The 26,657-nt window shown below is 47.3% G+C and carries 21 protein-coding genes; 10 read left to right on the top strand and 11 right to left on the bottom strand.

Features of this window, described 5'->3' with window-relative positions; all coding sequences use genetic code 11:
* Positions 1–244 precede the first annotated feature (244 nt).
* From AC1VYS_RS01955 to chrA, 7 genes are all read left to right on the top strand, one after another.
* Positions 245–1,078 carry a hypothetical protein gene (locus AC1VYS_RS01955; protein WP_482912765.1) on the top strand — a complete coding sequence of 278 codons (834 nt, stop codon included), beginning with the start codon at positions 245–247 and terminating at the stop codon, positions 1,076–1,078.
* A 386-nt stretch (positions 1,079–1,464) separates the two neighbouring features.
* Complete coding sequence (locus tag AC1VYS_RS01950; RefSeq protein WP_482912764.1) at positions 1,465–1,890, top strand: GAF domain-containing protein; 426 nt, start codon at positions 1,465–1,467, stop codon at positions 1,888–1,890.
* A 185-nt stretch (positions 1,891–2,075) separates the two neighbouring features.
* Entirely contained in the window at positions 2,076–2,726 is a 651-nt protein-coding gene (locus AC1VYS_RS01945; RefSeq protein ID WP_090919046.1) for a response regulator, read from the top strand.
* Entirely contained in the window at positions 2,719–3,834 is a 1,116-nt protein-coding gene (locus AC1VYS_RS01940) for a PAS domain-containing protein (RefSeq protein WP_482912763.1), read from the top strand. Before AC1VYS_RS01945 ends, AC1VYS_RS01940 begins: the two co-directional genes overlap by 8 nt.
* Before the next feature lie 328 nt (positions 3,835–4,162).
* Positions 4,163–4,657: a chromate efflux transcriptional regulator ChrS gene (gene chrS, locus AC1VYS_RS01935; protein ID WP_482912762.1), complete on the top strand. Its 495-nt coding sequence runs from the start codon at positions 4,163–4,165 to the stop codon at positions 4,655–4,657.
* A gap of 12 nt (positions 4,658–4,669) precedes the next feature.
* Positions 4,670–5,257, top strand: coding sequence for a chromate efflux transporter ChrB (gene chrB, locus AC1VYS_RS01930; RefSeq protein WP_482912761.1), 588 nt, complete (start codon positions 4,670–4,672; stop codon positions 5,255–5,257).
* Between the two features lies 1 nt (position 5,258).
* On the top strand, positions 5,259–5,804 hold the full coding sequence (gene chrA, locus AC1VYS_RS01925) for a chromate efflux transporter ChrA (RefSeq protein ID WP_441926715.1): 546 nt from the start codon (positions 5,259–5,261) through the stop codon (positions 5,802–5,804).
* 209 nt (positions 5,805–6,013) lie between these two features.
* Here the strand turns inward: chrA and AC1VYS_RS01920 are convergent, their stop codons facing one another.
* A complete protein-coding gene (locus tag AC1VYS_RS01920; RefSeq protein ID WP_482912760.1) occupies positions 6,014–8,386 on the bottom strand; it encodes an Ig-like domain-containing protein in 2,373 nt (790 codons plus the stop codon).
* 273 nt (positions 8,387–8,659) lie between these two features.
* On the opposite strand from AC1VYS_RS01920, the gene AC1VYS_RS01915 reads away from it, so the two are divergent.
* Positions 8,660–9,265 carry a methyltransferase domain-containing protein gene (locus AC1VYS_RS01915; protein ID WP_482912759.1) on the top strand — a complete coding sequence of 202 codons (606 nt, stop codon included), beginning with the start codon at positions 8,660–8,662 and terminating at the stop codon, positions 9,263–9,265.
* A 108-nt stretch (positions 9,266–9,373) separates the two neighbouring features.
* On the opposite strand, the gene AC1VYS_RS01910 is transcribed toward AC1VYS_RS01915, so the two are convergent.
* The 7 genes from AC1VYS_RS01910 to AC1VYS_RS01880 all read right to left on the bottom strand — a co-directional run bounded on the left by AC1VYS_RS01910 (position 9,374) and on the right by AC1VYS_RS01880 (position 17,290).
* On the bottom strand, positions 9,374–9,862 hold the full coding sequence (locus AC1VYS_RS01910; protein WP_482912758.1) for an NUDIX hydrolase: 489 nt from the start codon (positions 9,860–9,862) through the stop codon (positions 9,374–9,376).
* 21 nt (positions 9,863–9,883) lie between these two features.
* Complete coding sequence (locus AC1VYS_RS01905; protein WP_482912757.1) at positions 9,884–11,020, bottom strand: glycoside hydrolase family 88 protein; 1,137 nt, start codon at positions 11,018–11,020, stop codon at positions 9,884–9,886.
* A gap of 87 nt (positions 11,021–11,107) precedes the next feature.
* Complete coding sequence (locus tag AC1VYS_RS01900; RefSeq protein WP_482912756.1) at positions 11,108–13,129, bottom strand: glycosyl hydrolase; 2,022 nt, start codon at positions 13,127–13,129, stop codon at positions 11,108–11,110.
* Complete coding sequence (locus tag AC1VYS_RS01895; protein ID WP_482912755.1) at positions 13,122–15,446, bottom strand: heparinase II/III family protein; 2,325 nt, start codon at positions 15,444–15,446, stop codon at positions 13,122–13,124. Before AC1VYS_RS01895 ends, AC1VYS_RS01900 begins: the two co-directional genes overlap by 8 nt.
* A gap of 47 nt (positions 15,447–15,493) precedes the next feature.
* Positions 15,494–16,150 (bottom strand): SGNH/GDSL hydrolase family protein, encoded by a 657-nt coding sequence (locus AC1VYS_RS01890; RefSeq protein WP_482914883.1) that lies wholly within the window; start codon positions 16,148–16,150, stop codon positions 15,494–15,496.
* A 145-nt stretch (positions 16,151–16,295) separates the two neighbouring features.
* Positions 16,296–16,625 (bottom strand): AzlD domain-containing protein, encoded by a 330-nt coding sequence (locus tag AC1VYS_RS01885; RefSeq protein ID WP_482912754.1) that lies wholly within the window; start codon positions 16,623–16,625, stop codon positions 16,296–16,298.
* On the bottom strand, positions 16,616–17,290 hold the full coding sequence (locus AC1VYS_RS01880) for an AzlC family ABC transporter permease (RefSeq protein ID WP_445646790.1): 675 nt from the start codon (positions 17,288–17,290) through the stop codon (positions 16,616–16,618). The genes AC1VYS_RS01885 and AC1VYS_RS01880 overlap by 10 nt, the downstream gene beginning before the upstream one ends.
* A 241-nt stretch (positions 17,291–17,531) precedes the next feature.
* Here AC1VYS_RS01880 and AC1VYS_RS01875 point away from each other — a divergent pair, with 241 nt between their 5' ends.
* A complete protein-coding gene (locus AC1VYS_RS01875) occupies positions 17,532–19,532 on the top strand; it encodes a methyl-accepting chemotaxis protein (RefSeq protein ID WP_482912753.1) in 2,001 nt (666 codons plus the stop codon).
* Between the two features lie 689 nt (positions 19,533–20,221).
* Here AC1VYS_RS01875 and AC1VYS_RS01870 read toward each other — a convergent pair.
* The 3 genes from AC1VYS_RS01870 to AC1VYS_RS01860 form a co-directional block, all read right to left on the bottom strand.
* Positions 20,222–20,989, bottom strand: a complete 768-nt coding sequence (locus AC1VYS_RS01870; protein ID WP_482912752.1) for a hypothetical protein — start codon at positions 20,987–20,989, stop codon at positions 20,222–20,224.
* Positions 20,990–21,327: 338 nt separating this feature from the next.
* Positions 21,328–22,593: a DUF2087 domain-containing protein gene (locus AC1VYS_RS01865; RefSeq protein ID WP_482912751.1), complete on the bottom strand. Its 1,266-nt coding sequence runs from the start codon at positions 22,591–22,593 to the stop codon at positions 21,328–21,330.
* Positions 22,594–22,881: 288 nt separating this feature from the next.
* Positions 22,882–24,909 (bottom strand): methyl-accepting chemotaxis protein, encoded by a 2,028-nt coding sequence (locus AC1VYS_RS01860; RefSeq protein WP_482912750.1) that lies wholly within the window; start codon positions 24,907–24,909, stop codon positions 22,882–22,884.
* Positions 24,910–25,167: 258 nt separating this feature from the next.
* On the opposite strand from AC1VYS_RS01860, the gene AC1VYS_RS01855 reads away from it, so the two are divergent.
* Positions 25,168–26,568, top strand: a complete 1,401-nt coding sequence (locus AC1VYS_RS01855; RefSeq protein ID WP_482912749.1) for a serine hydrolase domain-containing protein — start codon at positions 25,168–25,170, stop codon at positions 26,566–26,568.
* Positions 26,569–26,657: the final 89 nt, after the last annotated feature.

The following is a 26,657-nucleotide window of genomic DNA, read 5'->3' as shown; positions in this document are numbered from 1 at the left end:
ATCGCGAAAGGGTCAGAAAGGTTATCGGGGGATTACCTGATCTTTGGCGGGAAACTCCCCCAATTCGCTGTGAGATAAGTCACATATCCCCAATAAAGGCCTCGTTTGCGAGCGATCCGATTCTGAATTGTCAATTTTTTGCGTTAATGCTAGCATACAGTTAAATACTTATGAGTATTTACTCTAGTGAATCTTCATTTATAAATCTTCAATCTTACGCATCTCCAGAACAGGAGGAAATCCTATGTTATCCCTTGATCATGATGTTTGGGAAAGGCTATCTGGTCCGTATGGCTCAGCAAAACATGTACCCGGCTTGTTGCAACAACTGGAGCAGGAGTTCAGCCAAGAGGTTTTTAATGATTTGTTTCAGGAGTATCTGTTTCATCAAAATTCAATCTATACGGCCACCTACGCCGTCATGCCATTTCTGGCACATCACGCTTGTACGACATCCGATGTAGCGGTGCGCAAAGAACTGTTTATCCACTGCGGTATTATTGAAGCAAGCCGTGATGAGCCGCACCAAGCACCCTATCCATCATCATGGACTGAGCTGGCCGATGTGGTGGGCAGTAGTGTCTGCACGCAGATGTATATTGAATATATAAAAGCCATTGACCAGCTCAGATCGCTGACGGAACAAGTGCTGACCGATGCTGCCGAACTATCCACAGATGATACGGAGAAACGTTACATCCTCATTGCCGATGCCGCATTCCGCAAATCCTATATCGTTGCGAATATGCTAATGACATTTTCGGAAGGGGATGAGTATGTAGCTGAGTGCCCCGCTTGCGAAAATGAACTGTACATATGGCCCGATGAAAATCATGCTGTGCCTCTGAAAGCTTATGAACAAGATCCTGTTTTCCAATCCAATCAGGAAGCTCAAGCCATCATTCCCGCTTCTTCATGGACAGATGAGGAGACACAAGTTTTAGCAGAGCGGACAGCCAGGATCGGAGAACAGACACTCGCTGCACACCTCCCTTATCTGGCAGGTGAAACCACATGTCCCGCTTGCCGTGAGAATATCGCTGTGTGGCCGGCGTTACTGAGCACATTTACAATGTAGAAAAATAATAATGTGTACATTTCCTTATCTGCAGGAGAATCTTCCTAAATCCAAACTCATTCAAGAATACACATTCAAACCAAGCAGTTGGCTCATGTTGCCGGCTGTTTTTTCATTTTTTGTGTTCCCCGAGTGATTCAGCAGCCATGTTCAGCAGTTTCCAGAAGTGAAATAGGGGTTTTCCCTGAATTACAAGGCCCACGAAACAGTCTACAATAGAACTAACATCGGAATAACCTGATTGTGAACTGTTTTCCCATCCAACAAGCCTTGAGTTCAAGGTTTCCCATATGTTGTGACAACGATGAATGACTACGATAACGATTGTAACGTAATGAGTGACGAGCTAATCGTCTATATGATTCGAGAAAAAGGAAGTGTCCCTCATGCATGATGAAGTCTCATCTGCCGTTCAGGAGATGATGAGCGGCCTGTGTCAGAGCACCGCCGGAGATTTTTGCGGAATGGCCTGTGTGTCTGGATCGATGCTGCGCTGGAAATATACCTCTGGGGCAACCAATGAACGTGTCAAACGCATGGCTATGCGCCCTGGACAAGATCTGGTAGGCACAGCACTCCGAACCGGACGTACAGTCATGCTGGATGAGCAGTCCAGTAGAGGATATACCCCGGATCGGTGCCCGCTTATGTTGGCTGAACGACTCGTGTGTGCGATAGCTGTGCCGATGTTTAGCGAGGGCAGTCTGCCAAGTGGTGTATTGCTTGTGGGAAGCAGGACCCCCTGCACGTTTTCCCCTGAGATGGTTGTCCAAACTGAGCAAGTCGCCAAACAATTGGAACAATACGCATAAGTAGAATAAGAATGCATAACCTGATTGCACCTCATGATACGCATTGCTTCATCTCTCTTTTTTCATTTATACATCCTGTGTGATCTGTACACGGAATAGGAGACTTTTCGGAGATTACCCTCTGAAAAGCCTCTTTTTTTGGTATGATAGATATAGATGAAGGAAGCGGACAGGGGGAAACGATTGTGATTCGATTATTAGTTGTTGACGACCATGTGGTCGTACGTTCAGGGCTCATTGCCCTTCTTGAAGGAAAGAACGATATACATATTGTTGGAGATGCAGCCGATGGTGACGAGGCCATTGCCAAAGCGCAGGAACTGAAACCCGATGTGGTCCTTATGGATTTCAGCATGCCCCCGGGCAAGGATGGATTGACCGCCACAGCAGAGTTAAAAAAATTGATGCCGGATGTATCGATTTTAATTCTTACGATGCATGATGATGAGGAATACCTGTTCCGTGCAATCCATGCTGGAGCTTCAGGGTACATCCTCAAGAGTGCGCCCCACGAGGAATTGCTCGCTGCCATTCGTTCTGTAGCCGATGGAAGTGCCTACCTCTATCCAAGCGCAACCAAACGATTGATGAGCGAGTATCTGGACAAAGCCAAACAGGAAAATGCCGGGCCGTATGATACCCTCTCGGATCGGGAAAAAGAAATTTTGTCCTGGATTGCCAAAGGTTATGCCAATAAGGAAATTGCCGAGCATCTGGTTATCAGTGTCAAAACGGTGGAATCTCACAAAAGTAATCTGATGGAAAAGCTCGGTCTTCGCACCAGACCGGAACTGGTGAAGTTTGCCATGAAGAAGGGGTTGTTAAACTTTGAGTAAGCCACGCAAAAACAGACTCAGCGGATTAGCTGACCAACCTGTTCAGCTCCTGCTCAGCGAGATTGACCAGCACATCTCCGACAACGATTTCCGAAGTAAACTGAAGGGTTCACTGCATCAACTAAGCGACCTGAAGTTTGCACTTGATGAATCCTCTATCGTAGCGCTCACAAATCGTTTAGGTAAAATCCAATACGTGAATGATAAATTCTGTGAAATTTCACAGTACAGCCGCGAGGAACTCATAGGTCAGGATCACCGGATTATTAACTCAGGATATCATGGCAAAGCCTTTATGAAGACGTTATGGGACACGATCTCTTCAGGCAAGGTGTGGAATGGCGAGATACGAAATCGTGCGAGAGATGGCAGTCATTACTGGGTGAATACCACGATTGTGCCTTTCCTTGATAACGATGGCGAGCCATATCAGTATTTAGCTGTGCGCAGTGAGGTGACCAAGCTGAAACAAGTGGAGGCTGAGCTGCAACAGATGATGTCGCAAGTCATGAATATTCAGGAAGAAGAGCGGCGGCGTATCTCTCGTGACCTTCATGACGGGATTGGACAAAGCCTGTTCTCTCTTGTGATTCAGATGGATCGCCTGCTGGCAGATCAAGCAAACCCGGGTGTAGAAGCATTACGGAAACAAGTTACCGGTATTATGGAGGATGTTCGAGGTATGGCTTGGGAACTCCGCCCGTCCGTACTGGATGATCTGGGCGTAGTCCCTGCCATTCGGACCTATATCGAGAACTATAACCGTCATTACGGTATCGAGGTTACTCTGGAGTGCAACTTGCGTAAACGGCTGGAGATGAACCGGGAAATCGCCATTTATCGAATTATTCAGGAAGCCTTGACCAATGTGGCCAAGTACGCTGACGTTGCCGAGGCACGAGTAACCGTAGAAGATACGGAGGAGCTCACGCTTGTGGTTATTGAAGACCAAGGAACCGGATTTAATAAAGGTAGCGCGGGGAATGGTGTTGGATTGTTCAGCATGGAGGAACGCGCACGCGGAGCAGGTGGTACGTTACGTGTATCCTCTGAACCTGGTGAGGGAACGACCGTTACGCTGTTGCTACCTAAGACAACGAATCTGTAATGAATGATGCGTCAACATCAACGAAACGTCACAACACCAACCGTCCTTAAGAATAGTTTCTTTTGAAGATGCAAATTCATGACATAACTTGTGAAAATGACGACTTGCCGACTGCCGCAGATAGCGCGCAGTCTTTTTCTTGCCTAATATCCAACAATATGAAGGCATTGCCGCGTATATTTTTAACAATTGTTCTAAAATCAGTTGACGTTAGTTACGTTTCGTCATTAAACTATGAATGCTGCATTTATTATGGGCACATTCAATTATTTCTTTAAATTCGGATACACATCGTGGAACATATGAAAATGAAAAGGGTGATTCGAACATGTCACAAAAACGTTCCTCCAAAGGCGGGGAAATTCCGCAAATGTACAATCTGGACGAGATGGATCGCAAAATCATCGCTGCCCTTCATCAGAACAGCCGGATTTCCTATACAGACCTAGGTTCGCAGATCGGATTATCACGCGTAGCCGTCCAGGCTCGCATCAACGCATTGTCGGAAAAGGGCATTATCGAACGTTTTACCGTTGTGATTAATCCAGGCAAAGTGGGGCTACAGGTCTCTGCCTTTTTTAATGTCGATGTGGAACCTCGCTATCTGGACGAAGTTGCGGAGATGTTAGACGAGGAGCCGGCCGTGACCAGCCTTTATCATATGACAGGCCCAAGCACCCTGCATATGCACGGTATTTTTGCAGATATGGAAGAGATGGAGCAGTTCCTGCTTGAGAAGCTCTACAAGATGCCAGGCATCGTCAAGGTGGAATCACAGCTGCTCTTAAAACGTTATAAAAGCCGTATGGGCATGAGACTCTAGGAGGATATCAGCATGAGTTGGAAAGATTACAACGGTCTCGTGATCGGTATGGTACGAACCGGAATTTTGGGATATGGCGGCGGCCCTTCGGTTATTCCGCTAATCCGTTATGAGGCTGTCACCCGTTACAATTGGGTCAGTGATGATGAATTCGGCGAGATTCTGGCGATAGCCAACGCTCTGCCGGGCCCCATTGCTACCAAGATGGCTGCTTATCTTGGGTATAAAACGAAAGGAGTACTGGGCGCTATTGTGTCCGTACTCGCTCATATTTTGCCGACAAGCATTGCTATTATTGCCCTACTCGGTTCGATGTACGCACTGCGCGAATCCAAGATTGTAGCAGGCATGGTAGCAGCCGTCCGGCCTGTCATTTTTGTGATGCTTGGCATGATGGCCTATGAATTCGCGATGAAAGCCTGGAAGGGCTTGGGGAAGTGGTTTGCTATCCTATTCGGTGTCATTGCCTTTGCCGCATTACAGCTGCTTAATATTCATCCGGGACTGGTGATTACGGTGTTCTTGGTCTATGGTTTCTTCCATTTCGGTCTGGTACAGCGTGTAAAATCCAAAGGTAACTCCGACAAGGGGGTATCATAGGATGCTTCAGACGTGGTGGGAATTATTTTGGGGATTTTTCGTAGCGAACATTCTGGGATATGGAGGCGGTCCCGCTTCTATTCCTTTAATGCAAGAAGAGATTGTGAATCACTACCACTGGATGACAACCGAACAGTTCGGTGATGTACTGGCAATTGGCAATGCTCTCCCGGGACCCATTGCCACAAAAATCGCCGCATTTGTCGGATATCACGTTGCAGGCTGGTTTGGTGCCTTGATCGCCAGTGTGGCTACCATTGTGCCGTCGGCTACCGCACTCATTCTGTTAATTCGTTTATTGAACAAACATCGGACTTCACCTAGAGTCAAAGGCATGACCTTGCTGGTGCAGCCGGTGATCGCTGTACTTATGATTCTGCTCACTTGGGAATTCGGTCAAGTATCCACGGGCTCGATCGGAATCTGGCAGACGCTCATCATTGCAGGCATCTCCCTCTGGGTCATGACCAAAACCAAGCTGCACCCGGCTATTCTGATCCTGATTGCTTTTGCCTACGGTGCATTGGTACTGTCACATACGATGTGACCAGATTAGATCGCTTACCAGACTTGCAAGCTTACTTGAATCTGAAAACGATATGCTTCTACATCAAAATATGGTTCAAAAAAAGGTGATATCAGCTTGGATGCTGACATCACCTTTTTGACATGTACTATATCTGATTCATCATTTTCCAAACGCACACTCGAGTGAATGAATTTGAAGAACCATCATCATAAACCTGAAGGACAGAATTACTTCGCTTCAACTACTACGCTAACTTTGGTTTTTACCCCTGCATACGAAACCGTAATTGTTGCCTTGCCCTTACCGTTTGCCTGAATTATGCCATCTTTAACGGAAACTGTCGCGATACGGGAGGATGTCCAGAGTGCCGGTTTGGACACATCTGCTTCGCTTCCATCCATATATGTTGCGGTAGCTGCTACGGTTGCTTTATCACCGACTTTCATAGTCAACGTGACTTTATCCGTCTGTAAATACTTTAATGTATCTACATCCAGTGCAACTGTAACTGATTTACTACCATACTTCGCAGTAATTTTGGCTTTGCCTGAGTTCAGAGCCTTCACTTTACCTTTAGTTACTTGAGCAACTTTGTAACTGCTCGTTTTCCATTCGGCTTTATCCGTAACATCCCGTTCACTGCCATCACTCAAGGTAGCTGTGACCTTCAGCTCAACGGAATCACCTGATTTCAGGGAAATTGCCGGTTCAGATGCTTCAATCCGTGAAATCACATCAACTTCAACCTGAATCGTAATTTTCTGCGAGCCATATTCGGCTGTGATATTGGCTTTACCACTGCTATTGCCTGTGATTACCCCTTTTTTCACATCCGCTACGCGGGAATTGCTCGTTTTCCAAGTCGCATCAGCTGTGACGTCCTTGGTATTGCCATCACCATCTGTACCAGTGAGGATAATGGACTGGGTTTCTTTTGCCGAAAGAACAACAAAGTTTACATCTGCCTCCAAACCGCTAGCCATACCCACTTCAACCGTGAGTGTCAACGTTTTGCCTTCGATTTTGGCAGTTATCGTTGCTTTACCTGTTGCTACCCCAGTGATAACCCCTTTACTGTCTACCTCAGCGATTTTATCGCTACTGCTGCTCCAGGTTGCATCCTCAGACACATCCTTGGACGTTTCACCGTATGATGCAAGAACTTTAGCCGAGGTCGTTCCGCCGACGGCAACGGTTGCTTTCTTTTTGTCCAGTTCATATTTGTCTGGAACATCAACGCTTACTGTGAATTTCACCGTTTTGCCGCCGTAAGCCGCAGTAATCGTAGCTGTACCCGATTTATATGCGATCAGTTCACCACTGGACACATACACAACATCCGCATTGCTGGATGTCCACGTTGCTTTAGACGTTACATCTTCCTTGCTTGCATCGATATATTCAGCATTCGCTGTGAGTTTTTTCGTTTTGTTGTCACCTGCAACGCTCATGGCGAGTTTGTCAGTAACATCTTTGATATCCAAATATCTCGCTGTATCTACATCGACAGCGATCTCTACTGTTTTGCCACTGTATGCCGCCTTAATGATTGTTGATCCTGCACTTACTGCTGTAATCTGTCCTTTGAACACCGTAGCAACCTTCTCATTGCTGGACGTCCATGTTGCCTGATCGGTTACATTCACATCACTACTGTTAGGATACGAAGCTGTAAGTGTGACATTAGAGGTTTTATCCGTGTCGCTCAAGCGGAAGAAAATGCTCTGTTTCCCCACGCTTAACTTGCTCGTCAGATCCACATCTACGTCTACAGAGACCGATTTGGTTCCGTATTTACCTGTAATTTTGGCAGAACCTGCTGAATAGCCTGTAATATCACCTTTCAGCACATCTGCAACCTTTTCATTGCTGGATGTCCACTCTGCAAGATCAGTTACATCCTTGGTGGTTCCGTCTGGATAGGTTGCTGTTAACTTCACGCTTTCCATTTGTTTAAGCAGAAGACTTACCTGATTTTTGTCCACATCCACACGTTTAACAACTTCCACGTTCACTTCTACCGTTACACTCTGAGTGCCCAGTTTCGCTGTGATTACTGCTGTTCCTGCTTTTTGGCCAGTCACTTTACCATTGACCACAGTTGCAACCTTCTCATCACTGGTTGTCCATGCTGCCGTGTTAGCCACGTTTGCATCGGTCATATTGTCGCTATACGTAGCCGTTAACACGATGTCTTTCGTTTCACCCATACGGAGATCCAGGCTTTGCACATTTTTCGAAAGAGCTTTGACTTTCTTCGTTACTTTAACCTGAACATCCTGACTCAGCCCTTTGTACGTTGCTGTTAGTGTAGCTGTACCTTCCTGTTTGGCTGTAATTGAACCATTATATGCAGTTGCTATCGAAGGATCGTTACTGCTCCAGGATGAGCTAACTGTCACGTTAGCCGAGGTATTATCCGTATATACCCCCGTTACCGTTACAGATCCCGATTCGCCTACTTCGAGCGACATTTCATTTTTGGAAACCACAATTTTAGATAGTTCCTTCTCTGCCGCAGCGGCCAAGCCTACGTTGGAAATACTCAGCATCAACACCAGCATCATCACCATGTACTTGGTCAATCTTGGCTTTAACATCATTTCCCTCCGATAATCGTCATTTTTTTCCTACTATAATTAATGTCGGCAGGTGCTTTCCAGATGTTTAGACTTTCAGGAAATTTTCAGGTAATTATATGGAAATTCAACCGACTATGTCATTACTATGGAGGCCATGTGGAAATATGTCGGGAAAAAGCGTTGATCTTTGAATCCTATTCATAACGATACCCGCGGTGCATAAATTGACTATAAGGATTATGATTCGGCCTGGAGGACAACATCATTTTTTCAGAATCGGAGGAAATCAACATGAAGCAGTCATTTGATTACATTCACTATTGGGAGCAAACCTATCGTTCAGGTGAAACATCAGGTAGAGGTTCTTATGGCGTGCTGGCCGAATTCAAAGCTGAGGTAGTCAATGCATTAATTCAGCGTGAAGGGATTCACCGAGTCATCGAATTTGGCTGCGGGGATGGGAATCAGTTGAAATATATGAACTATGGCGAATATCTGGGTATGGATGTAGCGGCCTCCTCGGTAAAACAATGCGCGTCTCTATATGCCAGCGATCCTTCCAAAAGCTTCATGGTGTATACACCGGGTCTGTGGTTCAATCGCGGCTTTCTACAAGCCGATCTGACCGTCTGTCTGGATGTGCTATATCATATTACGGATGAAGCAGACTTTCGGGCTACCCTTAGCGATGTTCTCCATACCTCGACCCAATGGGTGGTGCTCTACACAAGGCTGAAGGAGCAAGGTGATTCCGGCGTACAAACCATACAAGATCGGAATTTGTTCCATTATCTATTTGATTATCCCGAATTCAAAGTGCATGAGATTATTCGCCAGCGATACCCCGAGCAATCCTCTGCCGACTTTGTCATTCTGAAGCGTTCACCTGCGAAGTAAATCTCCTTCTGAAAAAACACCAAAAATAGAACCAGCCTGTAATAGGTGGTTCTATTTCTTGCTTCTGTTCAACTAGACAGATGTTCAACGATACTACTTTACATGTATTTAAATATGCCTTTGGAGTTTGACATGGAATTCTGTCGATGTCGCAGTACTATACTCCAGATAGTTTACAGAACCGTTGAAGTTTAAATACGCCTCATAGCGCATGCGAATGGCAGGTAAGGTGATCCAATCCAGAACATTTTCCTTGGGAACCCACCTGCACTCACTCGTTTCATCAGAAGTCGTTAACTCTCCACCCTCTGCTCTGCACACAAAATCAAACATGACTTTTGTAGGGACATCCGTTACACCGTCATACCACTTATGAATAGCTGTATTCGAAACGACACTTATTAAATGGCTAACCGTTGCAATGATCCCACTTTCCTCTTGGATTTCACGGATTACGCCGTCCATCAGGTTCTCTCCAACTTCGGTTATCCCGCCAGGATATACCCAGCCATCATCATGGGCTTTAACCAACAAAATATTTCCCTCTCCATCTTCTACAATTCCGCCTGCTGATACGATATGTGTCGGGAATGACATGTTAGAACCTCCTGCTTTTAGTTAAAATAAACCCTCACTTCCGCGCAGTTTCGCGAGCGCCTCCATATAGAAATAATCGCCGTAAATGATCGGCACATTGATACCCCGGCCTTCCGGGTAATGCACCGTTCCCTGCATGATGAGCCCTTCCTCCGCTGTGGATTCGCCGGAGCTGTAATGCTCATACAAGCCGCGGACGATGCGCTCTCCCGCGGCGGCGTAGATTGGCCTGCGCGGCGACAGCTTCGCGAGCTCGAACAGGCCGCTCGCGGCAATCGCCGCAGCGGACGAGTCCCACGCCGCCCGATGCTCCGCAGGCGCGCGAAAATCCCACACCGGCACGATGTCTTCGCCAAGCATGGCGAGGAAGAAATCGGCCGCCCGCTCCGCTGTCTCCAGATATCGGGCCTCGCCCGTATACCGGAAAGACAGCGCAAACCCGTGCAACGCCCAGGCGGTGCCCCGCGCCCAGGCGGACCCGGGAGCATGGCCTTGGCCGCCATGCTCCCGCAGCTTCTGCCCCGTGTGTGGATCAAACTCCACCACGTGGCAGATGGACCCGTCTGCGCGGACGAATTCGCGCGCCACGGTGTCCGCATGCGCTTCCGCCAGCCAGCGGAAGCGAGGATCGCCGCTCTGCTCGGATGCCCAGTAGAGCAGCGGCAGGTTCATCATGCTGTCGATGATGGCAACGCCGCGCGTGTCCATCACCGACGAGCGGAAGTTCCATGCGCGGATGAACTCTCCGCGCACGTGAAAGCGGGCAGCGAGCAGATTCGCGGCCAGCAGGCCGCGGCGGCGCCCATCCTCGCTGCCCATCTGGCGATAGCTGGCTACGCCACTAAGCAGCCAGATGAAACCCAGATCGTGATCCACAGCATCCGGATCACGCAGACAACCTTCGAGCTGCCGCTCACAGCTATCCGTGATGCGTAGCAGCTCTGCCGCCGCTTCGTGACCCGGAGCATCGCGGTACACTAGCCATAACAGCCCAGGCCAGAAGCCAGCTGTCCACCATTCCGGATCATTTTTATCATATATACCCTGCGGTGAAATATGAGGAAAGGTATCCTTGATTCGTTTCGCATTCCGAATCGTTTGGTTAACCCCTTGTTGCCATGCTTGCTCCAGCCATATTGCCGATGTTGAAGTACCCATGATCATCCCTCCAGTTTCTATGCGCGATCACATGACATCACATTGCATAAATAAATAGATAGATAGCCTGACAGCTATCCATATTTTTTAATTCCGTCCCAATCGAACAGTGAAGGTCAATCGCTGTGCACCATGAACTTCCATCCGTGCCTGTTTGAGCAGCCCGTTGCGTGACGCCACTTCCCGCTGATCCAGCTGAATCACAGCCCCGGCATCCTGTACCGCGGATTCAACGTATGCTCCCCGATATGCTGTACGCACACTTTGCTCCGTGTGAGTAATCACAGCCTGTTCCTGACCATCGCTGAACATCAGCGGAATCAAGGCCCCCACTGCCACAATCTCACCTTCGAATGCATACGTCACCGTCAGTTCATCGGCTCGTTGCACATAACGGGTAGTTATGGAGCGTATTCCTGATAAAGGCCCCGTCCAGGTGATCTCAAAATCATTCTCCGCCGTGTTTAACGGGGCACCCCCTGCATTTTTCACCGTTGCTTGCCCAGCAGTGTCCTCTATAACATTCACATTTCCATTTCCATCTTCTACCGGCAAGGTTCCATGCTGTTTGTTTTCTGTTGAAATCTCAGCCATCTTATCCGCCAGCTGGTACACTATCGAACCACCGCCGCTAGCCGGATTGATTCCCGCATCACGGTCGTATTCGCTACCAGAGGGGATGCCTTCGGCCAAACTATGCCAGACCCCATCGGTAGTCTTCCAGGCAGGGCAATAACTTAACGGCTGCACTACACCCTCTGCGAATTCCGTGAATCCTGCCTGTACATGACTGGCTGCCGATGGGCCAATTAACCCTGGTAGCCCTGTCTGCTGGATTCGTACCAGCCCGGGAATCGTATACGGGTCATTCAGTGCGGTATGCAGAACAATCTGCTGGCCTGGCACAGAGGCGAGTATCGTTTCGAACCAGCCATCCGCCCGTAACACCCGGTTTCCAATCTCGGAAGGAAGATAGGAGGGAGCGATATGCTCACCTCGATCACATAGACAAGCATGCGCAAGCGCGGCGGCTGTCCACAGATTGTAACAGGTGTGATTCGTGTATATTTCGTATCCGTGACGTTTCTCGGGCACATATTCGTTACGTACGATTTTCAGCCGTCCATCAGGCATCAGCCAGCGCTCTACAGCTTCAAAACAACGATTCGCTGCTCGTGCAAACGCCCCAGCCATCACAGAATCCCCCATTTGCAACGCCAGCTTGGCGTGCACCGAGCATACGTAAGCAGCGGCAGCTTCATTCCATTGGTGCTGGGAACTACGACCGCGAGGTGGTATTTCCCCCAGCGGAGACAACATCAGCAATGAGCTGAACGCACCGTGACGCATCTTCTCTCGCAATACATCTGCGACTTTGCCTTCATATCCGGCATCCAGCATCACTTCAAGGTGATAACGGGTAGCGATATCATAGGAAGACGGACAATTGGGCCGATCCAGCGGCCCATCTTGGTACAATCCAAGCCCGGTAAACCGGGGCAGATGGTACGCTTCCAGATAACGATCCATCCATGCCGTATCCTCACTCGCAAGCTGCTCATTCCACCGCAAATATTCGCCTGAGATCATGATCGCATTCCAATTAATCATCCGATTGGCATTGTTCATCTTGTTCATTGTAAACACGTAGTCACTCTCAGGATGAATGGTTTGGAGTGCCTCAGCCCAGACGGCTGCCTGTTCAGGTTGATGAGGTGCCAGTAACATATAAGCTCGCATCATGAGCACAGGAAAAAAATCCGGATGATTGTCCGGTGCACTGCCATTCACTACTGCATCAATGCTATGTGACAGGGCTGCCGATGCTGAATCCAGCAGTTCCATATGCCCTGCATCGACTAGTACAGCCGCAGCCATAGCATAAGCTGGCGTGGAATAATACCGTTCTATGCCTGAGTATGGATCAATAATAGCTCCATTCAATTCCTGATATTTGGTGTAAGCGCAAACAATTTTCCTGACGAGTGCCAGCTTGCGCTCCCTGCTCCAGCCATCTGCCGGTGCGGGGCCTGCCTCTGCTGCCAATGTCCGATACTGCTCAAGCTCCGTCTGCCATGGATATGTCGATGTGGCTGTATAACTACTCACGTGGACTCACCTCGGTTTTCCCTTCATGGGGTTCAATAATAAAATCAACCTGACATACAATCTCCGGCATTTCTAGATTAGCTATCCCGTGCGCCTGCTCCCCTGCAACACCCGGAGTATCTCCACCATCGGTACTTTCCAAGATCTCCAGAGTTCCCAAGAAACTTTGGGTTTCCGAAACTACCGCCTTCATTAACGTATCACCGAATCTTTCATCCTCGCCCTTGGTCGCTATTACTTCGTCCCCTTTCCATACAAGGGATGTACGATAAAATGTAACCGGCACTTGGTCATGATCCACGGTGTGCACTTCTTCCGTCTCGGCCTTCCACTGAACGGCATCATATATCATATACATGTTGGCGCGTGAAGCCTGCCACTGAAGTCGGCCTTCCTTTTCCATCACCGGATGTACCCTGCTTATCCATCGCTCAACAACACGTGATCCGACATGGGGTTCACCAAGCGAAAACTTTACAGAGTCGTGCTCTGCGCTAACCTTCCATTGAAACCGATCTATGACCCGTAAGGTTGCCAAGGCACCTCGTTTTCCGATCCTCCAGCACAAATGGCGTGTATACTGATGTAACGATTCTACCTCGGGATATGCACGAGTCAGATCCAGAGCGGCCAACATTCCCTTTCCATCCGGATCAAGCGTAAACTCCAGTAACCCGGCTTCCGCCTGTCTACCCGAACTCTGCTCACAGCCTTGGATCAAAGGAACGTTATGCCCGCCGGATGAGATATGAAATAACCGCTCACGTCCTAGAGCAAAATACGCCTGAGTGTACAACCCCGCCCCAGGGTCACACAGTATATTTTCGCCACCGCAATGGATAATCACTTGTCCCAGATCATTATGATTGTGAGGTTCATCATTATGCCCGCCTTTGAACGAACACGCTGCCTGAAACCACTCCTTGTCTGAAGGCAGACTTCCCGCTTCTTTACGTGGATTGGGTACATGAAGGACACCTTTGGCAACCATCCATTCGAGCTGTTGAAAAATAAACCCTCCATTCGCCTGCACTGCCGTTTTTTCATACACACGTTCATAGACCGCCGGATCGCTCCACATCACGTTCCGCAGCAGATGCGCCCAGCGACGACAAGGATCGTCTGTCAACTGAGGAATGTGTAACGGCAGATCCACGTACATCCCGAATCGTGCGGCTAATCGGGATAGCAGCCCCGATGGAATCTCTTCACGCTCCGAGCTATCCGAATAATTGATAAATGTGCCGCCCGATAGATGAATTCGCAGCGGAAATGCTGCTATAGCTGCTATTTTGGAACCTGTCAGAAGATTTAACTCCCCCCCACTGTAGTCCAGTAACATCTCGGCATAATAGACAAAATAACCGAATCCGTAGACCCAGTATCCAACCCCTTCGGCACAGCCGCCATCCTCGCCATATCCGTTCAGGAACGCCTGCATACAGCCAAGCGTCTGCCGGGCGGACTCCAAGAGCATCACTCTATCCTCTAGCAGTAACATGGCAGCCATACCGCAGCACCCTCCGCAGACAGCAGACCAGTTGTGATCTGCCGTTTGCCAGTGATACGCCCGCTTTTCCCTGTATAGCGGCGTAAAGATACGCCGCTCCGCCTCAATGCTGATCCGTTCAACAACCAGAGGATCGAGATGATGACGATGAATCGCCACAATTTCAGCAAGCATATGTACCGTTTCTGCGGCAAAGAGGTCAATATTACCTTCCACCTGCTCTGCTTCTCCCGTTCCCAGATGTGCCGGAAGACACCACGTATATTCATTACATACCGCCCATAACATCTCTTCAAGAGCATGGAGCATATCAGGAACGTTCGAATCGAGTGCAAGCATGGCAACTGCTGCTAATCTACCGCGCCGGTCGAAGTAAACCTGCTCATAAGCCTGACGATCTCCCGATGTGCCAAACTGTCGAAACAGTTGAAATGTCAGTGGAGGAAGCGGTTCTCTTGATGCCTGCTCTCCATATGTTCGCAAATCTTCGAGCAACTCAGCTATTTCCGGTTTATACAATCTCTCTCGGAGTTTGCCAGCCTTAAATCCCATAATCCCTTGACGGTAACCTCGCCTGTTAACGTCAATAAAAACCTGTTGAATACGTTGTTCATCCGGCCAGTCGATCTTTCCTGCCCCAGTTTCATCTTCAGTATCCCTTGTACGCATATGCATATGTTCATACCCACTATCGTGATTAGAGCGTTGCACAGCATTCACCACGTTTCGCTTATGGAATTTATGATAAAAGGCAAAAGTCAACAAAATGTAATACGATACATTAACGAAGTACCCTACAGATTCCATTATCCGTGAAAAATATCATACGAAAATCAATGTCTTTCCTGCTTCCCCTACACAATGGCGAGTGGCGATTGCTGTACAACGGACAACCACTGACGTGCAATTAATTCATGGCCAGCCGCAGTGGGATGTACACCATCCCACAACCAGTAGGAAGCATCCGCTTGCTTCAGAGCTTCATTAAACGTTTGCTGTAACGGAACCCATACCGCCCCGAACTGCTCAGCCATTTCCCGAACTTGCTGCTGGTATTCTGCCATAAGCTTCTCCCAGCCCTCCCATTTCTCGAGCGTTGCCCCCGTCTTTAGAATGAAAGGCTCCATCAGGACAAGTCCTGTATCCGGTATAACCTCCCGCGTTTCCTCGAGCAAGTGACGATACGCCCGGGCAAAACGATCCGTGTACCCTCTAGGTTCTTCATTCATGAAACGCCAGGCATCGTTAACCCCAATCAGAATACTGATCAGATCCGGTTTCAGACTATATGTGTCTTCATTCCAGCGTGCATACAGATCGGATGCCCGATTTCCGCTAATCCCTCGGTTATAGAACGTTTTTTGCTTACGTGCCAGCTCCAAGCCCAGTCGGCTTGAGATCAGATACGCATACCCGTGACCAAGAACATGATTCAGATCCTCATCACGTGATCTTCCTCCGTCTGTAATGGAATCCCCTTGAAACAAGATCGTGGATGGACTTGGTTTCATCTTAGACATCGTTCCTTTCGCTCAAAATAGTTGATAATATCCTACTACTTATCTACTGCTAGAATGGACTATTCCATGTCTCTTTCTCCATCTTATCCCTTTTATCTTCATTAGAAAATAGCGTTTTCACCACGATCCCATCTTCCTATCCCATGAGGTAACGTAATATCATCATCGATACAATACCCACCAGCACCGTGCCGAGCAGGCTGCGTGTCCAGATGGCAACAGCAACTGTGGGCAGTGCTGCCCACAAGGCCGCATTCTCTGTAATTGGCACAAGGCGGCTGTCTGACATGAACAGTTCCTGACCAATGAGTGAGGCCATAACAGCGACAGGCACGTATTCAAGCCAGCGCATCAGCCACATCGGAATTTGTATTTTACTGAAGAGCATCAGTGGCAATACTCGGGGAATAAATGTAAGCAATGCCGAGCCCATAATAATCCAGAACACATCCCATCTTACTTCCATCGTTCCATAAACACTCCCATCGTTGCTGCAACAACTGCTGCTATGATAATGCTCAGACTTCCTAGTGAAGCCATACTTGCTAAGATGACACACACAATTGCAATGATCGCTACATTAATATGTATTTTTTTGCTTTTGCGATGTACCAGTTGAAGCACAATCAGACCAATAAACATGGCTGGCAATGCATAATCAAGCCCTAACCGATCCGGGTTCGTGATCCAGCGTCCAAAATATGCTCCTGCCATATTCGCAGCAAACCAGTTCAAATATGCCGTAATATTCAGGCCATGCATCCAGCGTTCACTAAGCGTTTTCCTACCAATGGCTCGTGTCATCGCCACGCCGAATGATTCATCCGTAAGCAGTGAGCCGATCCACATATTTTTAAGCGGTGTCAGATGTCTGAAATACGGAGATACAGCTGCGCTGAGCAGCAAATGCCGCAGATTCACAAAAAATATAGTGAAGATGATCGCTAATGCCGATCCATTCGAAGCCAGCATGCCCGCCGCAATAAACTGGGCAGAACCTGCATACAGAATCAGACTTAACAATGCCGTTTCGGCGAAACTCAGCCCCGCGGTCATCTCAATGACCCCTGCCGCAAAACCAATACTTAAATATCCAAGCAGTGTAGGTACGCAATCACGAACCCCCTGCATAAATGTCGCCTCATCCCGAACTTCTACATCGTTCTTATATCCGGATGACCTTAGTGCATTTTGTTCCAAAATCAAGTACAACTCCTCTCTAATTTTAATCATGTGCAACCGATATATATCGATACATACCATTCTGGGTCAAAGAATTCCAATCATGAATTCAGAATCGGTTCGCACATTAACTTAGAAATATACCACATTTTATGTCATTTCGGGAGAGTTGACAGGGGGAGAATGTACTATGAAGAAAGTGAAGCAGCCAAAGGGGAAACGAACGTTGCAGATGAGAGAGAAACTGATCCTGTCATTTGCCATCGTGCTGCTGATCCCGACCATCAGTTTAGGCATCATTTCATTCCAGACAGCGGCTACCAAGGTCGAAGAAAAAATGTTTGAGAATGCCAATAGCAGTGTGAGCGTGCTTAATCAGACCATTGATCAGATCATTGGAGCTACACGCAAAAATGTGGATTTCCTGGCAAGCCAGCTGGATGCCGGTAATGTTGGGCCTGTCCAAGGGAACGAAACCGAAACTATTCGTACCTTACTTGACGCATACAAAGATACCCATAGTGATGTCGAGCTCGCTTCCGTCGGAACAGATAAGGGTGTCTATATCAATTCCCCAGTCACTGCCGTGAACAAGCCGGGATACGATCCCCGTGAACGTCCTTGGTTTAAAGCTGCTTCCGAGAACAAAGACGTGCCGACCGTAATTACACCTTACATTTCAAGCAATACAGGTAATGTCGTTGCTTCGGTCGCTCAGACGACTGGTGACGGTCATGGTGTCGTCTCGGTCAGTCTGTCCCTTGAAGCTCTTTCCCAGACGGTAAATTCCACGAAAATCGGGCAAAGAGGATATATCTATATTATTGATAATGCGAATAAAATCATCGTACATCCAACCGAGAAACCAGGTACCGAGGGTACGATGGAACCGTATAAACAGATTTTTGATCAAAAGAATGGCGACCTGCAATACACGCTTAATGGCAAAAACGAACACGCCTTCTTTACTACGAATGAAACGACAGGCTGGACGGTTGTTGGTGTTATAGACAATGACGAAGTTACGGAAACGGTTCGTCCAATCCTCTACACTACACTTATCGTTATCGCGATTGCTATTGTAGTCAGCTCTATCATTATTTATTGGATTGTGCAAGCCATTACGAGACCGCTCAATCGACTTGTCAAAGCCTCCAACGAGATCAGTGATGGCAATCTGACCATTGAGGTTGCTGTAAAAGGACAAGACGAATTCGGTAAACTCAGCAACAGCTTTAACAAAATGAGTCAATCTCTTCGTAACGTTATTCAGGATGTGCGTCATACGGCTGACGAGCTTACAGCCTCTTCCGCACAACTTGCCATTAATTCGTCGGAGACAACCAAAGCCACGGAGCAAGTAGCTCTCATTACAGAGCAGTCTGCAGCCGGCATTGAAAAGCAGGCGAACAGCCTGAAACATACCGCGCAGCAGATGAATGAGCTTGCCGGAGGGGTCGGACAAGTAACCAATAGTACACAGCAAGTATCCGAGGCTGCCATGCAAGCAAGTGAACTTGCGCATCAAGGGAACTCGACGATCAAAACGGCTGTATCGGAGATGAGCTCCATCCAGCATTTCGTACAAGGTATCGCTGAGACGGCTACAAGACTGGATCAGCATTCCAGTTCCATCGGTGAGATGGTCTCTGTCATTACGGATATCGCAGCTCAAACCAACCTGCTTGCGCTGAATGCTTCCATTGAAGCAGCTCGTGCAGGCGAGCATGGACGCGGATTCTCCGTTGTTGCGAGTGAAGTACGCAAACTGGCGGAGCAATCCAGCGTATCCGGTCAGAAGATCGTGGAGATGGTGGCTTCTATTCAGCAAGAAATCTCCAGGGCGAATGAGAATGTACGCCTGGGGCAAAAAGACGTAGACAGCGGCATTCGAGCTGTACAGTTTGCAGACGATGCATTTGTGCAGATTAGCGAGGCGGTTGGCGTAGTTAATCAACAGCTTGAAAATATCGCAGCGGCTTCAGAGGAGATGTCGGCCAGCACAGCAGAAGTGGTGCAGTCCATCGACCACATTCACACGATATCGGAATCCAATGCAGATGGCACAGAAAATATTTCTGCAGCGACAGAAGAGCAAGTAGCCTCCATGCAGGAGATCTCCTCCTCTGCTGATTCACTTGCGCACCTAGCACATAAACTGCAAAAGCTGGTAGAGCAATTTAAACTATAAGGAACAAGCAACAACGCAAATCTTTTACTATCTGGCAAATACATTAGAGCACATCACCACAAAAAATCCCTTTGCGACTCGACGACAAAGGGATTTTTTGCATTTGGGATAGTCATACATACTCACTGCTTACTCACTGCTTGCTTACTACTTACTCACTGCTTGCTTACTACATACTCACTGCTTGCTTACTACTTGCTTACTGCTTGCTTACCACTTGCTTACTGCTTGCTTACCACTTGCTTACTGCTTGCTTACCACTTGCTTACTGCTTGCTTACCACTTGCTTACTGCTTGCTTACTACTTACATAATCAATACTTACTTGCTTACTAAGTACTTGGTTACTTGATGACTTGCTAACTTGATGGCTTGTTTATTTGGTTATTTGGTTACTCGCTTATTTCTATGGCTAAATCACAATATTTAGCCAGAAGTGAATGCCCTGCATAGCTCTGATCTAGCCGGGTAATTTTCTAACGATCCCCAGGAACGCTATTTGGGTAATATCATACCGTTTTATTTTCTAACGATCTCAGGGAAGCTTATTTAGTAAAAATAAAGTGAAAATGGACGTATATCATGCGTTTTTAGTGAAATAAGGTTCCTGGTGATCGTTACAATGACAGCAAACCCGATATCGCCAAATTAAGCTCATCTGAGATCGTTAGAATCCTTGCATCTAACCGTTTAACCCTGAATCCAGTCCATTGTGACAATAGAAGACTTGCTTGGCTCTAAGAATGAAGCCCCGCCAAGCAATTTGTCACTGGACAACCATCCACCTTTTTGGTAAACCTGACAGAACGTAGACTTATAAACAGGATAAGCAGCAACTATACCCGTTTTTTGTCCCGGAATATTCATCGGAACCATTACGGATGTGGACACTCCTACAGATTCACCAAGGGTGCGACCAAATTCAGCGGCTACATATTCTTTGATTCCAATGCTTAGGGAAGATTGTACCTCAACCGAAACACTCTCGTTTAACGAAACTGTCAGTTCAACCCCGCTACATGTCTGTGCTTTTGCTTTGTTGCAAAAGTGCTTTGCTCTTGCTACCTCTGTCCAACCATTCACAAACTGAGGTGAACGGTTTACAGGTTTATAATCATCAAATAATCCGTTACGGCTAACAGGATCGCCATCCTGCTCCTTCAAAAAATCTATCGAACCTTTAGGGTCGGTGTTAACTACACGGATTGATTGCAAATTAGCGCCCTCGGACGGTTTCTCAATGCCATACTTGGCAATGATTTCATCACGATTATCTTCATTTACTTCAATAACTTCATTTTCCTTAACAGGTACTCCGTTTAGGTAGACGTATCCGCTCTCCATTTTACCTGAGTTGATAGGGACTACCTGCATTTCTGGAGAAGCAATTGCAAAAGAGTAAACGGATACAGATAAGGCCATGATACCCGCAAGCACTAGTGATATTTTTCTCTTCAAATAATTACTCCCCTTTGAATATATATATATACAAATTATATCCAAGTAAGCGAAGGGGGATCAACCTGAATTGGAAAAATAAGCTATATTTATGGATCGAAGCAATAAAATAAGCCAGCATCCGGTTTCAGGATACTGACTTAATGTGCTTCTATGCGCTTCTTATATAGCTATTGATTTGGTATTCAACTCACTCATTTATGTCTGCGCCTTTCCCAGTACCGACTATAGCGACAAAAGGCATTTGAGCATAAATCCTAGGGAGAATCTAGCTATTTCCCAATATTTAAATATTAAGTTCGTAGTCTTCAATACTGAAAGTGAACTCTATTCACCTACTAATTTGACAGTCTAGGCTCCGCGTGGTACCCACGATCTCCGTAAGGCTCCAGCTTCTCAAACCAGCTTTCCAGACATTTGGCCAGCGCATCCTTCGGATCGGCGTAGGGATTATCATCCTTTTTCATGACTTCTAATACCTCAATCGTAAATGCACTCTCACCGTATTCATTCCATTCTGCCTGCAAACGGCGGTTCAGATGGCTTCCCATTTTCAGCATAAATTGCTGTCCGTTAATTGTTTTCAGATTAGGCGTACTGTCGATATATACTTTTCCATTTTGTTCATTCCGGATCTGGTAAATGCCTGCTTCTATTTTGACTTCTTTGGCTTGCTCCTGTAACTCTTTGCGTCGGTTCATGCGTTTCTCCCCTTTAGCCATTTTTTCTTCTCGATCTCGCTGTTCCACAACTTGTGATGACGTTCCCGATAATGGCTCTGATGAACCAGACTTTTGATTCTTCTGCCGCCCTGTATCGCGACCTTGTTCCTCTGCTGCACTACCCAGCCAGTATTGACTGCCATCCTCCTCCCGCTCTAACAGACCGTAGTCCACCATATACCTCCGAATCTCCACATAGTCATCATGTACGTTTTTCAAGAGTGCGTTCACCTGTTTTTCGGTGTAATGACGCTGTGGTTCAAAACGTTTGGCGATCTCTGTGAGCACAATGAACTTATGCTTTTGCTGCATATGGAACGTAGTCATCGGGCCGCTTGTACCTTCGGGAAAGTAGTTGCGTAGCACTTGTTCCCGTTCCTCTTCGGATATATCAAAGGAATGCTGATGAATCGTATGCCCTTGTTTCATGATTGGCGACACCCATGTTGCCGGAGCATGCAGGTCTTTATTTTTCAACAGTTCCATTAATGCCAGGAAGATTTTGGCCTGTCTTTCCTTTTCCTTCAAAACAAACCGGTGGTTTCGAATGGTAGACGCACTGCCGATGCCGAGAGCCTGCTGCACTTCTGCATCCTTTTTCCCTTCATAGAACTGGGCCAGCAGACCTCGCTGCACATCGGATAATCCCGTCACGCTTTTATCCAGTTCCAGCAAATATTCAAATACCGACCCATGTACCTTCTCAATATGAACACGCATGTAACGAACCGCGTCATACAGCACTCCCTCTTCGGGATAAATAATCCCCGCCTCCGTTGTATAACCACAACAGAGACATGAATAGGCCAACCCTTCCTCCACATATCCACGTTTGATCTCTTCGAGAGAAGCTGTCTGCAATCTTGAATCCGAGGCTTTCATCGTTCGCCATCCTTTCTGAAATCATTCCGATGTTTTATAAATCGTTTATATTAAATTCCCTTCAGCTTTTCGTCTATATTTTCTTCTTTTATACGCTTCGGTTGTTTTTCAGCTTATTTTCTTTTTGTTTGTTTATTTATAGATATATTATTATCATGTTTGTTTATTGTCAAACACTAAAAGGTGAGATGGGCCATAAGCTGCAAAACTTCGGTCTTTTGCTGAAAAGAGAAAAGACTGCCGGTCATCACCCCGACAGTCTTCATACCCGTTTCCCTGTTTATTTCATTACAGTTTGAACCGTTCGATCATACTCTGCAGATCCTCTGCCATGCGAGACAAGGCCGCTGAAGATGCAGCAACCTCTTCCATTGTAGCAAGCTGCTCCTGAGCAGCCGCCGAACCATCCTCAGTACCGGCAGCAATCCGGTTAGAAAGAACCATCGTTTCGTTTACAGCTTTGTTCACATGCCCCATTCCTTGATCGATCTGACGGGAAGCTGCAGCAGCCTCTTCGGCCTGTGCCGCAACGGTCCGAACCGCATCACGAATCGTCTGGAATGCTTCTCCAGCCTCTACGATCATCTGTGAGCTGTTCACCATACCTTCACCTGTACGTGCAAAGGTAGACTGCACAGCATGAGTCTTCTCATGCATCTCGCGCATAAGCTCATTAATACGCTCTGCTGAAGCACCCGAACTGCTCGCAAGCATTTTCACTTCGTTTGCAACCACAGCAAATCCACGCCCGTGCTCACCTGCTCTCGAAGCCTCAATAGAAGCATTCAGCGCCAGAATGTTCGTCTGTTTAGCGATAGCCGTAATCTCCGCTACGATCTGCAGAATTTCATCATTCTTCGCTCGCAGATCATCGATGACAACTTCCATGGCTTTGCTCTCATCGTTTACCTGCTGGATATAGGATACGGCCTCCTGCATCGTGACCATACCCGCCTCCGATTTCGAGGATGCTTCGATCGCTATACGCTCCGCATCCCCTGCTCTTGCAGAGATCTCCTTCACTCCGAGTGACATTTCACCGACTAATTGCTCCGTTGCCGCAAGACTTGCATTCTGCATCGTCGTTCCTGCTGCTGCATCTTGCATCAACTCGGCCACCTGCTCGGTTGCTTTGGAGGTCTGTTCCGAGCTTGCCATCAACTCCTCAGATGACGCTGCCAACTGGCTAGAGGTGTCATGTACCTCACCGAGTACATTCCGCAGTGAAGTCGTCATGGTATCAAAGCTTTCTCCGAGCTGACCGAACTCATCCTTGCGCCGCAGGCCTACACGAACCGTCAGATCCCCCGCACTTACTTGAGATGCCGCTTTTGTTAACTGCTGCAATGGTCGATGAATGCTCCGAATAATAAAGATCATCAACACGATCCCCACAACGAAAGCTACCCCTATTAGCGTAATCGTACGGATCATGATCGGCTGCACAGACTCCGCCGCTTCGGAGTGAATCATCTCACCGACAATTTTCCAGCCCGTGGCCGTATTTGTGTAAAATACAGCTTCCATCGGTTGACCATCATATGTATACTTCACGGTTCCTCGATCTTTCGTATACATCTCATTGATGTAACTTTCATTAGACTGCGTGCCCGATTCAATCTTGTAATGGAACAAAAACTTCCCGCCATTATCCAGCATATACAGTTTCCCAGCTTTCCCGATATGGATCTGATCAACCGTCTCCTTCAAATGATTCAAGCTTACATTGGCACCAAAAACACCTTGTCCGTCTGCTAGCTTGGCCGCTGCTGTCACCACCCATTCCCCTGTCGTTGAAGACTGGTAAGTATCCGAGATGACTGGCTCCGATTGTGACATCGCCATTTTGTACCATGGACGTTCACGAGGATCATAAATCTGGTTTCCCGCATCAGGGGATTTCATCCAGCTTCCATCCTCCGCTCCAGCCGTAAGTACACCCAGCTCTTTATGGTTTTTTGACATCCGATCCATCTGAGCTTGAAGCGCGGAGGACTTGTTAATAATGTCTTCGGATGTAATACCCGATGCCATCTGTGCAGCATTGTCCTTCTCCATATTGAGCATCTGATCAATCTGCAGACTAAGCATTTCCGTCTTGGCCTGTGCAGAACGAGTAATCTCCATTTTAACCTGATCTGCTGCCTTAAGATAAGCAAGCCATCCTACACTGAAGCTGGGTACAATCAGGAACAAAAGAAATGCGGCAATCAGCCGTTTTTTTAGCGTCAATGTAAACCACGATTGAAACCTTGTCTTTACTTTGTGCCCTGTTTGCAGCTTTGTCTGAAGCCTTTTTTGAAGCCCTTTTCTCATTATCTATCTATCTCCCATCCTTAAGTTCAACTCTTTTTATCGGAAAGTTCACCACGAAACATTATGTATCAATACTGAATAATCACATTTTTAATGATCTGATCCTATTACTTAGGTAGTCTCTGTTTTTGACCCCCTTGTTGGTATCGTTTACAATATTTATATGCTGGTTTTTCATGAAACACTTGGAAGGAGAGGGTTCAAATCTTACGTAAGTCCTACACGCAACAACCTTTATTTAGCCGTGTCTGTGCATCTATGTCTCGTATTCTATTAGCACTCATTCTATGTGCAGGCCCGGTATTCGGGCAGGCTAACCCCGCTACTGTTTCTGCAGCCCAGACTACACAATCGGTCCACATTGAAGTGAATGGAGAGCAGCAATTGTGGCAGAATGCTCCCCTTATTCTAAAAGGTACGACATTTGTGCCGTTACGGGATGTAGTTCAATCTGTTAAAGGGGATTTGAAGTGGGATGTCCCTACCAAAACAGCTACAATTACCGTTGACAGGGACAGCCTGGTTCATCAAGCGGGCAGTAACTCCATCAAAGTAAATCAGGTATCTCTAGCCGCTCCAATGAATTCGCGTACCATTAACGGCACATTAATGATTCCTGTTCGTACCTTGGCGAATGCCCTCAAGGCTGATATTAAAGTCCAGCGAACGACTGCAGGCCAGATGAGTGTTGCTATTTTAACTGATCAGGTCAGCGTACTGAATCCTGAAGTAGCTAGCGTGGATACATATCTGCGTGAGATCAACTACCCGGGGATGGCTCTGATTGCACGAGACGGCGAAGTCTTGCTCAAACAGGGTTATGGTCTTGCTGATGAACAAACAATGAATCGCCCGGATCAGAAGACCCGCATTGCCTCCTTGAGCAAGTCATTCACTGCGGCTTCCATCTTGAGTCTGGCCGAAGCGGGTAAGTTGAATGTTCAAGATCCAATTTCCACCTACATTTCGGGTATCCCGAAGGGAGATCAGATCACCCTGCATATGCTGCTGTCCCAAACGTCGGGTCTGCCTTCGGCCTTCGGCCGCGGTGAAGGCGATACACTTGAAAAAACGGTAGAAGAGATTCGCCATAAAACGTTGAAGTTTGAACCTGGCAGTGCCTATCTGTACAGCAACAGCGGTTACGTTTTGCTTGCATACGTTGTGGAACAGGTATCCGGCATGAGTTATGCAGATTATGTACAACAAACCATTTTGGGACCGCTAGGTATGAAAGACTCGGGAGAGGCATCCCGCAAAGTGCATACAAATAGTGGCTTTGTTCAGGAAGGAAAAGCATGGGAGCCTGCACCTTACTATGTTTCACAATCCGGTTCAGGGACGATCTATTCTACCGTGGACGATCTACTGAAATGGGATCGCGCGTTATACACCGACCAGATTCTAAGTCAGGAAACGATTGCAACGATGTATGAGCCCTACTCCAACAAAAATTACGGCTATGCCTGGATCCTCAAGGAAAATGGAACGAAACGTACCGTCTTCCACAATGGAAGCGGCGGCGGATTTGCCACAGCATTTTCCCGTAATCTATCCGATGATATTACCATTATCCTGCTCGGTAATCATGCAGGCATGGATATGACCTCACTGCTAAGTGATGTAGAGGCACGAACGGCCAAAGCCTTACAGTTGTGATAGTCGTTTAAAGCCTCTTAACGGAGCCACCCACTCAGTCGGGGTTGAAAGTTTGCGTTTCGGGCTGAAGTTGGGTGAGGTTTTGAGGT

Source organism: Paenibacillus sp. G34 (assembly GCF_056856875.1).
The sequence above is the reverse complement of the archived record's forward strand: the minus strand, read 5'-3'. Positions and strand labels throughout refer to the sequence as shown.